The sequence below is a fragment of the Enterobacter sp. fkY84-1 genome (assembly GCF_052974705.1).
This window is the reverse complement of sequence record NZ_CP169393.1, coordinates 2,356,580-2,368,995: the sequence shown is the minus strand read 5'-3', so window position 1 is coordinate 2,368,995 and position 12,416 is coordinate 2,356,580. Positions and strand designations below refer to the sequence as shown.

Sequence of the window (12,416 nt, the reverse complement as noted above, 5' to 3'; positions counted from 1 at the left end):
CCTCCCTACGCGCGGTAGTGCAGTTCTGCCTGTCGGCGCAGATATTCCAGCCCGGGGGCGATCGCCATGGCCCAGGCCGTCAGGATCTCATCGTCGCACTGCGGATCGCGCTCGCTCACCGCGTTCAACATCGCTTCGCGCCACAGGGCAAAAAATCGCGGGGGGAGGTGGAGACCGTCGTCGCTTTGCTCCCGTGCCAGGCGCTCGAGGAAATCAGGGACAATCAGGGCGCCGTCTACCGCAAGCATGGCGAAGAAACTTTTAAACAGGGTCTGCTGACCCTCCCGATCCGGCAGACGAGAAAAATGCGCTTCCGTCTCGGGTGACATATGGACGAAGGCGTCATAGAACGTCTGAAAAAACGCCGTTTTATCATTATCCGGAAAGACGCGGTTCAGACTGGATTCAAACAGATCGCGGTAAAATTTCACGGCGTCCTCCTTACGGCATTTTCGCCCGGTAGACAGTGCCCGACGGGCGTATAGTCATCTGCCACACGGCGCGTAAAGTAGCTCTCTTTTTTAGCCCGGCGGGCGTCAAACAGGGGGCCCGCGTTGTGTTTAAAGAACAGGGCTTCCAGCACCGTGGCATTGGTGGAAAGGGTGAGCGCAGCGTTAGTATCGCCCGTGGCTTCCTGGCGGCCTTCGTACCAGCCTTTTTGCGGATCGTTAAGATGCTTTGTCACCGCCATCAGCACGTCGGTGTACGGGGTGTCCCACAGGGCCCACAGGGCAAAGACCGCTTTGGTCGACACCTGCGCGAAACGGGTGTAGTCCCGGCCATCGTCGCCGACAGAGTTCCAGGCATAGCCATTTCCCCAGACCGTATCCTGGATATGCCAGGGCGCCTGCGGGAGCGAGAAATCTGCCCTGGCCGTCAGGATCTTATCGGTCTCCCAGCGGCTCTTCTGGCTCAGCCAGACGTTTTCGGCCTGCTTGCGCAGGTGCTTTTGCCGATCGGCCGCAACGCCTTCGGGCTCCCAGCCAAACTCCAGGCCCGGCAGCATATAGGGAAGGGTGGTAATCAGAGAGGGCTGCCACGTGGTGCGCGGATCCCGGACATCGACGGCCAGACGCCGTTGGGCGATGATGACGTGGTGCGCCGGGGGCGTAAACGCTTTCTCCGGGGAAAACCCCCACAGCTGAAACGCCGTTGCGGCATATTCGCTCTCGCCCAGGCGCAGCTCCTCGCGCACCACCGGCTGGCCGTTTTGCAGGGAAGATGACCACAGTTCGCCTTCACGATCGATGACCGGACAGAAATTCCAGCGCAGGATGATTTTATCGAGGTATTCGCTGTACTGCGGTTCCCGCTCTGCGGTGAGGCGCAGGGCGAGCATCAGACGCGCCATGTCGCGCGCTGACCAGCCATTTTTAACGGGCTTGCCGCTAAAGTCGATCGGCGTCGCCGTCTGGCTGGAATAGAGTCGACCGGGCGTCCGGGCCTCGGTCAGCATCATGCGGTTGAGGGTGCCCATCAGCCGCGTCAGGCGAGCGTCATACTCGGCCTCCTCAATCAGCCCCAGCTCTTTGGCCGCCAGCAGGGCGATAAGCGTATCGCCCATTTGCCAGAGCGTGACGCGGGGCTGTTTGTCGCTGCCGTTGACCAGCCCGGTTTGCGGCTGGGTATTATTGACGAAATAGCGCCAGGCGATCGCCGCCCACGTCTGCTCTTCCGGCGTCAGGGCGGCAATGCGCGCGCTGGAGTGCCAGCCGCCACTGATGAGCCAGCGCCAGCCTGCGCCCTGATGGGCAAACAGCGCAAAGACGATCGCGCCTGCAAGGAGTAATCCCGCAAGCCCTCTGGCTATGGTTTTAAGCATTGCGCAGTCACCGGAGGCAGTTTAACGGGCTCGTCCACGCTGCATGACGCGCACTGACAGGCCTGGCAGGCGGGTTTGGTGCGCTGCGTGACGCCGGTCCGGTCGCACCAGCTTTTTACGGCCGGGGTGCTGGCAAGGAACGGGCGGCTGCGCAGCGCGTTATTCTCTTCAAACTGATCGAGCAGCTTTCGATCCCACAGAGACGGGGCAAAATCCTTGCTCTTCGGGTTGTCGGTGTTGAAGGCCAGCAGTTTCCCCTCTTTTTTGAACAACAGGGCCTCCAGCATGATGCCGTTATTGTTCGCGGTGAACTCTTTGATCGGCCCGTCGCCGTTTTCATACAGCCCTTCGTAGTAGCCTTTTCCCTCTTCGTTGGCATTCTCAATGGTGTTCAGCAGGCGGTCGGTATAGGGGGAGTTCCACAGCACCCACATGCCCAGCGCCGCCTTCAGCGAAATCGCGGCAGCGTTAGGGACGAACTGGCCTTTATCGGTAATGGTGTTCCAGTTGTACCCGTCGCTGAAGACGGTGTCATAGACGAAGTAAGGGGCCTTATCGAGCTGGTGCTCGGAGCGCGCGGTCAGGACGCCGGTAATGGTATAGCGGTTCTCCTGAGCCTGATAAACGCGGTCGGCAAAGTTTTTCATCCACGTCAGGGAGTAGTCGCGCGGGGCGTTATCCCGGTCGGTCGGTTTATCAAAGCCGAACTCCAGCCCGTAGAGCAGGTAGGATTCCGTCACCACGTAGTTATGCTGCGACGTGTTGCGCGGGTCGCGCGTATCGTACGGGACCAGCACGCAGTAGATCTCGGCCAGCTCGTAAGGCTGCGGACGGCTGGCTTTGCAGGTATTGAACCCCCACAGCTGGAAACCGGCCGCGCCGTACTCTTCATAGCCCAGTCGACCTTCCTGAACGTACTTCGGCTGGCCGTTCTCCAGATAGGCCCCGTACAGCGTGCCGCAGGGGTCGATCGCGTGGCTGAAATCCCAGCCGAGCACCACGTTATCAATGCTGTTGCCGTATTCCGGGTAACGCTCCTTGATGATTTTCAGCCAGACCAGCATTCGCCCGATATCCAGCGCCGAGAAGCCAATTTCGCCGGGCTTGTTGGTGTAGTCCACCTTCTGGCCGCTGATGGTGTTATAGGCCTTGTTGGGCAGCTCGTTGCGGAACAGTACCAGGGTGTTTAACGTGGCGAGAAACTTCAGCATCCGGCGGTCAAATTCCGCTTTATCAATGATCCCCAGCTCGCGCGCCGCCGTCAGGGCGGCCAGATAGGAGGCGCTGTCCCACATGGTGGTGGAGGGATATTTGTTGACCGCATTCACCAGGCCCGTCGAGGGCTGATAGTTGGTGACGAAATACTGCCAGGCGTTTTTGGCGATGGTCATCTCCCGGGCCGTCAGCTCGCCGCTGCGCGGGGAGTAACCTGATGCAGGCAGCTCGGTGTCCGCACGCACGGTCGATAGCGCCAGCCAGCAGATCGTTATTCCCGTGAGCAGGTGGAAAAGGATCGGGGATCGTGGCTTCATGGCGTTGCTCCTGCTGAGGGGGATGTGTAGAGGCAGGCCAGACAGAGCATCTGGCCATGCGCGATGTAAGACAGACTTTCCAGCACAATGGCATTGGTATCGGCGTCCACGACGGCATTGACGCTGTTGTTGAGATTTAACCCGCGCTGCCAGCCTTTACCCGGCACCTGAAGCGGCAGAACCTGCTGGCGCAGCGCTTCGCTCCAGCTGTTGCGGAACAGGGCATACCAGGCAAACGCGGTGCGGGTGGAGGTCATCGCCACTTTCTCCGGCACCTCGTCGCGCAGGTTACGCGCCTGTACCGGCTGCCTGTCCGGCAGATCGTTAACGTAATCCGGCGCGGGTTCGGCATAATCCGTACTGACGGGGGGTTTTGGCGCGCGCAGGCCGTGGCGCCGCTGCTGGATCTGCATAATCCGCCACGCAATTTCAGCGCTCTGCGCATCAAAGCCCAGCTCAAGACCGGTTAACAGATAGGGGAGACTGATCAGCGAGGTTTGCTTGCCCCAGGGCGTGCGAAGCCCTTCATCGGGCACCATTACGCCATCCAGATCGATCATCTTTTGCCCTTCCGGCGGGTTGGTCACCGCGAGTCCTGCCGCGCTGTCAATCAGGCGCAGCGTATGGCTGGCATAGAGACGGTAGCCAAAAGTGTCCCGCTGTTCATCGTCGGCCAGCGTCCAGTGGTGGAGCGGCACCGCAGCCTGGCTTTGGGTGTTATTTTCAATCAGCGCCGCGGTGCGCCACACGCTCAACAAATCGCGGATGGCCGCCGCGTGCTGGGGATAGCGCCACAACAGGGTCTGTAATGCCGTCAGCAGCCGGCTCAGACCGATTGCGGAGGCGTCAGGTTTGCCGAGGATCTTGAGCGTATCCGCATGGTAATAGGCGGCGGGGAGACCTTTGTCATTGAGCGGCAGTTGCCCCAGCGTGAACACGGCGGTGCTGACCCTCTCGTCAAACTCATCGGCGGATATGATATTGAGCTGCTCTGCGGCAGCGGTCGCAAAGAGGTAGCTTCCCACGCTCCAGAGGCTCAGCCAGGGTTCACCGTCGCTGGCGTTCGCCAGGCCGTTTGGCTGGGTATTATTCACGTAGTATTGCCAGGCGACCCGCGCCCAGATGGCTTCGTCATAGGTCAGCGCCCGTTTTGTGGGCAGCGGCGGGAAGTCTTTGCTGAGCGCGATGCCGCCGCTGCTTTCCACGCGCGTGGGCATCTGTTTCTCCACCCAGACCACAATGGCAAAGCCGATCAGGAAGCCGAGCAAAATGGTGAGGTAGCTGCGCGCGGGCAGCAGGGCATCACGTATCCTCATTGGGTGACCTCATCCTCTTCAGCGGGCGTCCACATGGCCGCGAAAATCAGCGGCAGCATGGCGGCGATGTTCACCCCTCCCCAGAAAATATTGATGACGTAGCCGGAGGGATCGTCCACCTGTCCACGCGCCACCTGGATACCGCCCCAGATAAGCCCCGCGAGGGTCAGCACCACGATGGCAATCTGCGGCTTCACCAGGTAGAGAAAACGGCCCGTCTGCCGCTCTTTTGGCGTGACGTGAAATTTGATCTGTTCGCCCCGCAGCACCGTATTGAGCGCGCGCAGGTTCATGGAAAAGAAGGAGAGGTAAGAGGCCCTGCCGTCCCAGGCCGAGATCCCCCAGGTGCCGAACATAAACGCCAGTTCAGAGAAGATAAAAAAGGGGAGAAAGTGGAGATAGAACGGCGTCGACCAGGCGGACACCGGCGGAATGCCGGTGAACAGATAGATAATGGGCGAAATCAAAAACACCGTGTTCCACACGCAGGCCATGTAAGACCAGAAGGTGGTGGCATACATCAGCGTCTGGGGCAGAGAGAGCCTGAAGCGGCGACGGCTGAAGATGTTGTCATGAAACAAAATATCCAGCGAACCGGCGGCGTACTTAAAGCGCTGGATCATCCAGGTGAGCATATCCTGCGGAGAGAGCATCTTCGACTCAACCCGCGGATGCATAACCGAGCGCCAGCGTCGTGCGGCGTCACCGTGCAGCAGCACCGAGGTGTAAATATCTTCCGAGACGTGGAATTTGTAGGGGGTAAGCTCGGTGTCAAACGCCACGTGCGGACGCATTGCATTCTGCAGCGCGTCCCGGGTCTCCTCATCGCGAATGTCGCGCGTATGACGATGGATCTCCTCTTCGACGGACCAGACATAGCTTCTCAGCGCGGCCTGCATGACCGCCTCGCGACGGTGAATGGACGCCGCGCCGCAGCAGAAAGCCGCGTTCGCCCAGTTGCGCCGCCGCAGGATCACGTCATAGAACATGCGCGGATCGTTAAAAAACGGGTCGCGGCCAATCGTGATCGGGCCAACACACTTTTGAATCAGCCAGCCCAGACCGTAGCCCACTTTTCCGGCTTTTCGCTGGCCCCAGCGCGACAGGTTTTCTCCTTCCGGAAGATCGAAGAACCACTGCGGCGTCTGTACCCAGGCCACGTCCGGATCGCGAAAATAGCCCAGCGTATGGCTGAGCAGGGTGGGAAATACCCGGGTGTCGGCGTCGCAGATAACAATAAAATCGCCGTCGGTTTGCTCAAGGCCGTTGCGCAGGTTGCCGGCCTTAAAGCCGATGTTGGTCTGGCGAGTGATATAGTTAACGCCTTCCTCTTCGCAAACGGCTTTCATCTCCGGGCGGCGGCCGTCATCAAGCACGTGGATGCGGTAGTCAATCGGGAACGGGTACGCCATCTTCAGGGCGTCGCGAATGGACAGCCTGACCAGCTCGGTGTCTTCCGAGTAGGTGGCAATGAACAGATCCACCTTGACGGGACGGGGCTCTACGGCCTCCTCAGGCGACAGGCATTCGTTAATTTCGCCGGGCGGCGGACTCTGAGGCGGATCCTGTTCTTTCCACAAATTGATGGTAAACAGCACGGTGCCAATCCACGCCAGGGTTTCGGCGAGGACCAGCGGAATGGCGTACCATAATGCGTCAGTATTCAGGGAGGCGGTCCAGCGCCAGTAAATATAATTGGCACCCAGAATAAGCGCCGCGACCGCTAACACCTGCCAGGTGAACATGACCCAGCGCGGTGTTGTTAACGGTTCCGGAGGACGACGATGTTCAAAACGGGAAAAATAAAAATCCATAGTTCCGGCGTTCCTGATTCCGTGAAAATGCAGACCCATTCTGCTGCGCAGACAGTTGCCCAAAAGCGAAAGAAAATAGCGATTAAACAAGATTTAAGATAAGTGTAGAACGCCGAATAAAAGTGTCCAGCCACGTTTTTATTAATATTTAGCGCTGGTTAATTCAGCTTAAATTCTGCTTAATGATGTTTCATCGGCCGTCGATAAATTGCGGTTACTATTCCTTTAGGCTATCTACTTTATTTAGACCTTAATTTTCGTTTTCAGGCAAAGGACACCCTATGAGCCATGTTGCGCCGTCGGTAGCGCAAGAAGATGACGCTAAATCAACAGCATGGCGGTATGCCGTTGCAGGTGCCAGGGACCTGAGAATCGACTTTATGCGCGGCATTGCCCTCGTCATGATGGTCGTGGCGCATACGGAGGTGATGTCGGTATTTAATATATTCTCCTGGGAGCGTTTTGGGTTAACAACCGGTGCAGAAGGTTTTGTTATTCTCTCGGGGTTTATGCTTGGCATGCTGAACCGCGCGCGTCTGCAAAAAGTGGTTTTGCTCACGGTTTCCTGGGGACTTTATCTCAGGGCATGGAAAATATATCGTGTAAATATCATTATCATAGTGTCGTTTATTCTTCTGGCCTATATCCCACATATTAATGTTTTCGAGGTCACCCATTTTACCGACCGTTTTTCGGGTGAAAGCTGGTCGCTTTATCCGGTTACGCCGCAAATTAAAGAGACCTGGTTCAACATTATCCTCTATTTGCAGATTGGCCCTCATCAGACGCAAATTCTGGGGCTGTATATCTTTTTACTGCTACTCAGCCCGCTATTTTTGGGGATGCTGCAGAAAGGAAAAGTCTGGTGGCTGCTGGGGCTGTCGCTGCTGGTGTACAGCCTGTGGCAGCGCTGGCCGCTTAGGCTGACGCCGTCGGAATTCGAATTTGCCTTCCCGCTGCTCGCCTGGCAGTTCATCTTTGTGCTGGGCATGGCCAGCGGCTGGTATAAAGCCGAACTGCTCTCTTTCGCCCGGACGCCTCCGGGGAAAGGGGTGGTAGTGGCGCTGGTCATGGTGTCGCTGGTGCTGGGATTTGTCGCCCAGAACCATACCAACCCGTTTATGCCGCCCGCGCTGCTGATGCACGTCATCCCGCCTGACAGCTTCAATTCGTTTTATCACACCTGGGCTGCGAAGAACGGGCTGGGCCCGGTGAGGGTGTTAAACGATATCGCCCTGATGGTCACCGTCTACCTGGTGCTGACGTATTGCTGGACGCCGCTCAATCGCCTGCTGGGATGGTTCCTGATCCCGCTCGGCCAGCACTCGCTTTATACCTTTATTTTGCATGTGTACGTGGTGCTGCTGGTGAGCCAGTTCATCACCTTCGACTTATGGCGACATGCCTGGATAGAGAACACGTTAGTGCATGCGGCGGCACTGGGTATTTTGTGGCTGATGGCAAAATACGACGTCGGCGCACGCTGGATACCTAACTAAGGATGGCGGTTATGCGCGAAAAATGGCTTCTGGCGGGCGTGCTGCTCGCCGCGATCCCCGCCGCAGAGGCGGCGAAAAGCAGTGAAAATGAATCCCTGCGCGATAAGAACGGTGAACCTGTTCAGGCTGGCGTCTTTACCAGCCGCTGGGGGCGCCTGTTCTCGGGTAACGACAAGAAATTCTCAGGTGCGCTGAGCTTTAGCTCGGGACTGAAAGAGCAGTGGATGAGCATTCCTAACAGTTCAGACACCGCCACGGAAAAGAAAAAGATTAACCAGACGCTGAATCTCAGCCTTCAGTATTCCCCCTACAGCTTCTGGTTTGCCAACATTACGTCCCGACTGCCGGTCAGAGACACCAGCCGCTACACCGCCGATTTTCGCTACAGCTTCGGCTACGATGACTGGCACGCCAACACCGTCAGTCTGGTTTACAGCAACTACGGCGATAACCATTTCTGGACATCGGGCAGCCGACGACACACCTATTTCGAACAGGGCGCCTTCACGCTGGCCTACAAGTTTTCGCTACCGAAACCGGTCGAAAACACGCTCCTGATTAATAAAGGGGATTCCATCATTTGCCAGGTCGGGTACAGCTGGGTGCCGCGCTACTACGACCTCAGCAGCGATGACATCCGCAAAAATAAAAACGTCATGCTCGGCGGCTGCGGCTACACCTTCAAACAACATTTCTTCGTTCGCGCGACGGCATTCTGGTTCCCGGACAGCAGCCAGCAGCAGCCCTGGAACGGCGATTACAGCTACAGCTTCGGTTATGCCGGCTATACGCCGGGTTCGTTCTCCATCCAGTACGCGAACTATGCGGGAACGCGCTATCCGGGGCACGGCAACGGGAATGCAAAATTCAGGGAAGGGACCGTGAGCCTCATCTGGTTCTTACCGCTTTAGGAGGGATGTATGTCGGCGCTGCACGTGTTAATCGTTGAAGATTCGCTGATTTATCGTCGGTTACTCTCCCGAATGCTCACCCAGTGGGGGTATATCGTGAGCGAGGCGGAAAATGGCGTCGCCGCGCTGGAAATACTGTCCAGCCAGCCGATCAGCATGGTGATAAGCGACTGGGACATGCCGGAAATGGACGGACTCACGCTCTGTCAGACCATCCGCAACCGTCAGTTTGGCCACTACGTCTATGTCATTCTGCTCACGGCACGCGAAAATGCCGGGGATTTAACGCAGGGCTTTGATGCCGGAGCCGATGATTTTTTAAGCAAGCCGGTCGAACAGGATGAACTGCGGGCGCGTCTGCACGCCGGGGTCCGTATTTTAACGCTGGAAGCGACCCTCGCGGCGCACAACAAGCGCCTGAGTGAAGCGTTGCATCAGATTGAACAGGATCTTGAACTCGCGGCGCGCGTTCAGCACTCCGTGCTGCCTTCGCACCGCTTACGCTTTGGGAACTACTTTTCCGACTGGCTTTTCATGCCGTCTGCATGGGTCTCAGGCGATGTGTTCAATATTTTTCCACTCGATTCTCACATTGGGTTCTATTGCGTGGATGTGTCCGGTCACGGCGTGGGGGCCGCGATGATGTCCCTCGCGGTGGCGCGTCAGTTCTTACATGGCCGGGTGGTAGACCGTTTTTTGTTTACCGATCAGGGCGGCATTCAGTCGCCTGCGGAGGTGATCAGGATCCTGAACAGCCGCTTTTGCAGTGAAGAGAGCGACATTACCAGCTATTTCACCATTATCTACGGGGTGATCGACCCCGAGAGCGGACGAGGGGTGTTGTGTCAGGCCGGGCATCCTACTCCCGTCATTGTGAACGCAGACAGCGCCGTCACGTCCGTGGGCAATGGCGGCCCGCCGGTGGGGCTGATGCCTGACCTCAGCTGGGAGGACGTCGCGTTTACCCTCAATCCGGGGGATCGCTTATGCTTATTCAGTGACGGTATTACGGAGTGTGAGAACGTCAGCGGCGAGCAGTTTGGCCCGCAGCGTCTCGAACGCTGGCTTCATGACCATGCCCGACTTCCGGTTGACCAGCTCCTGGCGCGGTTCGGTGACCACCTGACCGGCTGGCGCAACGCAAATCGTGATGAACCGACCGCCTTAACCGATGACGTTTCACTGCTCGTGATCGAGCGTCAGGGAGAACAGAATGATTATTAACACTGAACGACTACCGCATGCCAACATCCTCACGCCCGCAGTCCGGCGGCTGGATGCCTCCGTTGCCGCGACGTTTAAAGCGTCCGTGACGGAAGAAATTGGCGACGATCGCAAGGCTTTGATTGTCGACTTCAGCAAAGTGGATTTTATCGACAGCAGCGGGCTGGGAATGCTGGTGTCGTTGTTTAAGCTGATGAACGGGAAAGGCGACATGGCGCTGTGCTCCCTGAACCCCGGGATCATGAACATGTTCACCCTGACCCGCATGGACCGCATATTCCGCATCTATCCGGACAAAAGCAGCGCGCTTGCGCAGCTGGGGCAGTAGATGCAGACGCCGGTGCAGGCAGAATTTCCGGCGGTGCTCGGTTCCCTGACGCCGCTGGCCGGCTGGCTGGAAGCGCGGCTGAGCGCGCTTCCCGTAGATGATGAGTGGCGTTTCGCGCTCGATCTCGCCGTCTGTGAGGTGGCGACGAATATCATCCGGCACGCGCTGCATGAGGATGCCTCGCGCACATTCAGCGTACGCTTCGATATCCGCGACAGCGACGTCTGCATTGTTTTTACCGACGCGGGCGACGCGTTCCCGCTGGCGCGGCTTGAGGCCGCCAGGCGAGACCGTTTTTGTGAAATCTCGCCGCTGCTGGAGAGCGGCAGGGGGCTGATGCTCATTTTGCTGAGCGTCGATCGTTTCTCGGTGGAGCGAGCGGCGGGTGAAAATATTGCCACGCTTGAAAAGAAAATCAGCGTATGACCTGCGGGCCATACGCGTGCTGTTTCTATTTCGTGTTGTCAGCAAACAGCTCTGGCGCCCACGGTCGTGGGTCAACCTCCATAAACGGCGCCCGTTCGAAGCGATCCTTCAGCGCCCACGGCACCGTGCAGTCGAAGATCGTCTTGCAGGAAATGCCGTTGCCGCGAATCGAGGTGCTGTAATCCGGCGACTGGGACGGATCCAGCTGGTGGCCGCGGATCCCCGGAATATTGGTGATGCTGACATCGCCCTGCATGCGGGTGGTCATCGCCCACAGGATGTCGTCGCTGTCGAAAATATCCACGTCCTCGTCGACCAGAATAATGTTCTTCAGCTCCGAATAGGTGGCTAAGGCGATGAGTGCCGCCTGGCCCTGACGTCCTTCGTCTGACGGCTGGCGTTTTTTCACCTGCAATATCCCGAGGAACTTGCCGCCGCCCGCGGTATGGGCATAGACATTTTGCAGGAAGCCCGGAATAGCCTCCTCAACGGCATTGCGGATGCTGGCCTCGGTCGGCAGTCCGGCCAGCGTGGTATGTTCTTCCCCCGGTCCCACCAGCGTCTGCAGGATCGCGTGGTTGCGCATGGTCACGGCTTTCACTTTGATCACCGGCAGGGAGGGGTTCGCCTCGCCGCAGTAGCCCGGGAACTCCGGCATCGCGTGGCCGGTGCTGGTGTGCTGATCCTCTCTCACGCGCACGCCCGGCAGCAGTTCACCTTCGATGATGATTTCCGCCCGCGCGATGGCTTTCTCTTTGACCGCTACGCCCTGCACCAGCTCGACCGGCTGCTGGCGCAGCGCCCCGGCGACGCCCAGCTCGTTGTAGCCAAACGGCGTGGTAGGGGCCTCAAAGCACGCGCCGATGTAGATGGCGGGGTCGAGACCCATGTTGATCGTCACCGGCAGCGGTTTTCCTGCCTCCTCCGCTTTTTTGCGGAAGACTTCGATATGGCGCCCGGCGGCAAGGAACATGGAAAGCTCGTCGCGCTCCTGAACGCAGAGGCGGTGGATGGTGACATCCGTCAGCGAGCTGTCTTCCGGATCGCTTGCCAGCACCAGCCCCAGACAGAAGAACGGACCCGCATCAATCGGCGTGTTGGTTGGGGCCGGAAGCAGCTTGCGCAGGTCGAAGTCAGGATCGTCAGCGTAAAAGACCTGCTCCTGGCAGGGGGCCTGCGAGGCCGGAACGACAACCGGCGCAACCGGCTTTTTCACCGCCTGGCCGACGTGCTTTGCCAGTTCCGAAGGCTCACAGCCCAACAGCAGCGCCGCGCGCTCGCGGCTGGCGTGCATGCCCACCAGGATGCGGGAGTGCGGATAGCCCTTCACGCTGTTGAACATCATGGCCGGGCCCGTGCGGGTCGGACGTTTGACCGTGCCGCCTGCGCCAATATGGCGGTAGACGCCCGCCAGCTCCGCGTTGGGGTCGACCGGACGATCGGTTTCAATGTACTGCCCTTCGTGGCGCTGCAGTAAGGCGATGGCGCTGCGGAGATCGTTAATCTGGTTTTCCATATTTTCCTCCCTCGGTTGAATACCTCCA

The 12,416-nt window shown here is 58.5% G+C and carries 11 protein-coding genes; 5 read left to right on the top strand and 6 right to left on the bottom strand.

Annotated elements, in window-relative coordinates; all coding sequences use genetic code 11:
• Positions 1 to 5 precede the first annotated feature (5 nt).
• Genes ACEPLT_RS11315 through ACEPLT_RS11295 form a run of 5 tightly spaced genes read right to left on the bottom strand, consistent with a single transcriptional unit; the run spans position 6 to position 6,484 of the window.
• Positions 6 to 431: a globin gene (locus ACEPLT_RS11315; RefSeq protein WP_032674823.1), complete on the bottom strand. Its 426-nt coding sequence runs from the start codon at positions 429 to 431 to the stop codon at positions 6 to 8.
• Positions 428 to 1,822: a DUF3131 domain-containing protein gene (locus tag ACEPLT_RS11310; protein ID WP_032674822.1), complete on the bottom strand. Its 1,395-nt coding sequence runs from the start codon at positions 1,820 to 1,822 to the stop codon at positions 428 to 430. The genes ACEPLT_RS11315 and ACEPLT_RS11310 overlap by 4 nt, the downstream gene beginning before the upstream one ends.
• Entirely contained in the window at positions 1,807 to 3,354 is a 1,548-nt protein-coding gene (locus ACEPLT_RS11305) for a DUF3131 domain-containing protein (protein ID WP_023292376.1), read from the bottom strand. The genes ACEPLT_RS11310 and ACEPLT_RS11305 overlap by 16 nt, the downstream gene beginning before the upstream one ends.
• The gene (locus tag ACEPLT_RS11300) at positions 3,351 to 4,670 is read right to left on the bottom strand and encodes a DUF3131 domain-containing protein (protein WP_032674820.1); all 1,320 of its coding nucleotides are present in this window, start codon (positions 4,668 to 4,670) and stop codon (positions 3,351 to 3,353) included. Before ACEPLT_RS11300 ends, ACEPLT_RS11305 begins: the two co-directional genes overlap by 4 nt.
• Positions 4,667 to 6,484: a glycosyltransferase family 2 protein gene (locus tag ACEPLT_RS11295; protein ID WP_021240158.1), complete on the bottom strand. Its 1,818-nt coding sequence runs from the start codon at positions 6,482 to 6,484 to the stop codon at positions 4,667 to 4,669. Before ACEPLT_RS11295 ends, ACEPLT_RS11300 begins: the two co-directional genes overlap by 4 nt.
• A gap of 281 nt (positions 6,485 to 6,765) precedes the next feature.
• Here ACEPLT_RS11295 and opgC point away from each other — a divergent pair, with 281 nt between their 5' ends.
• The 5 genes from opgC to ACEPLT_RS11270 are packed head-to-tail and all read left to right on the top strand — an operon-like array spanning position 6,766 to position 10,872.
• Positions 6,766 to 7,983 carry an OpgC domain-containing protein gene (opgC, locus tag ACEPLT_RS11290; protein ID WP_023327506.1) on the top strand — a complete coding sequence of 406 codons (1,218 nt, stop codon included), beginning with the start codon at positions 6,766 to 6,768 and terminating at the stop codon, positions 7,981 to 7,983.
• 11 nt (positions 7,984 to 7,994) lie between these two features.
• The gene (locus ACEPLT_RS11285; protein ID WP_008501670.1) at positions 7,995 to 8,894 is read left to right on the top strand and encodes a hypothetical protein; all 900 of its coding nucleotides are present in this window, start codon (positions 7,995 to 7,997) and stop codon (positions 8,892 to 8,894) included.
• A 9-nt stretch (positions 8,895 to 8,903) separates the two neighbouring features.
• Complete coding sequence (locus ACEPLT_RS11280) at positions 8,904 to 10,118, top strand: PP2C family protein-serine/threonine phosphatase (RefSeq protein WP_032651873.1); 1,215 nt, start codon at positions 8,904 to 8,906, stop codon at positions 10,116 to 10,118.
• Entirely contained in the window at positions 10,108 to 10,446 is a 339-nt protein-coding gene (locus ACEPLT_RS11275) for an STAS domain-containing protein (protein ID WP_023292380.1), read from the top strand. The genes ACEPLT_RS11280 and ACEPLT_RS11275 overlap by 11 nt, the downstream gene beginning before the upstream one ends.
• Entirely contained in the window at positions 10,447 to 10,872 is a 426-nt protein-coding gene (locus ACEPLT_RS11270; RefSeq protein ID WP_021240154.1) for an ATP-binding protein, read from the top strand.
• A 25-nt stretch (positions 10,873 to 10,897) separates the two neighbouring features.
• Here the strand turns inward: ACEPLT_RS11270 and ACEPLT_RS11265 are convergent, their stop codons facing one another.
• A complete protein-coding gene (locus tag ACEPLT_RS11265; protein WP_032674818.1) occupies positions 10,898 to 12,388 on the bottom strand; it encodes a UbiD family decarboxylase in 1,491 nt (496 codons plus the stop codon).
• Positions 12,389 to 12,416 lie beyond the last annotated feature (28 nt).

What these genes read in the sequence shown, in the direction of transcription:
- ACEPLT_RS11310 (WP_032674822.1), bottom strand. Translation starts at nt 1,822, where the DNA reads ATGCTTAAAACCATAGCCAGAGGGCTTGCGGGATTACTCCTTGCAGGC.
- ACEPLT_RS11305 (WP_023292376.1), bottom strand. Translation starts at nt 3,354, where the DNA reads ATGAAGCCACGATCCCCGATCCTTTTCCACCTGCTCACGGGAATAACG.
- ACEPLT_RS11300 (WP_032674820.1), bottom strand. Translation starts at nt 4,670, where the DNA reads ATGAGGATACGTGATGCCCTGCTGCCCGCGCGCAGCTACCTCACCATT.
- ACEPLT_RS11295 (WP_021240158.1), bottom strand. Translation starts at nt 6,484, where the DNA reads ATGGATTTTTATTTTTCCCGTTTTGAACATCGTCGTCCTCCGGAACCG.
- opgC (WP_023327506.1), top strand. Translation starts at nt 6,766, where the DNA reads ATGAGCCATGTTGCGCCGTCGGTAGCGCAAGAAGATGACGCTAAATCA.
- ACEPLT_RS11285 (WP_008501670.1), top strand. Translation starts at nt 7,995, where the DNA reads ATGCGCGAAAAATGGCTTCTGGCGGGCGTGCTGCTCGCCGCGATCCCC.
- ACEPLT_RS11280 (WP_032651873.1), top strand. Translation starts at nt 8,904, where the DNA reads ATGTCGGCGCTGCACGTGTTAATCGTTGAAGATTCGCTGATTTATCGT.
- ACEPLT_RS11275 (WP_023292380.1), top strand. Translation starts at nt 10,108, where the DNA reads ATGATTATTAACACTGAACGACTACCGCATGCCAACATCCTCACGCCC.
- ACEPLT_RS11270 (WP_021240154.1), top strand. Translation starts at nt 10,447, where the DNA reads ATGCAGACGCCGGTGCAGGCAGAATTTCCGGCGGTGCTCGGTTCCCTG.
- ACEPLT_RS11265 (WP_032674818.1), bottom strand. Translation starts at nt 12,388, where the DNA reads ATGGAAAACCAGATTAACGATCTCCGCAGCGCCATCGCCTTACTGCAG.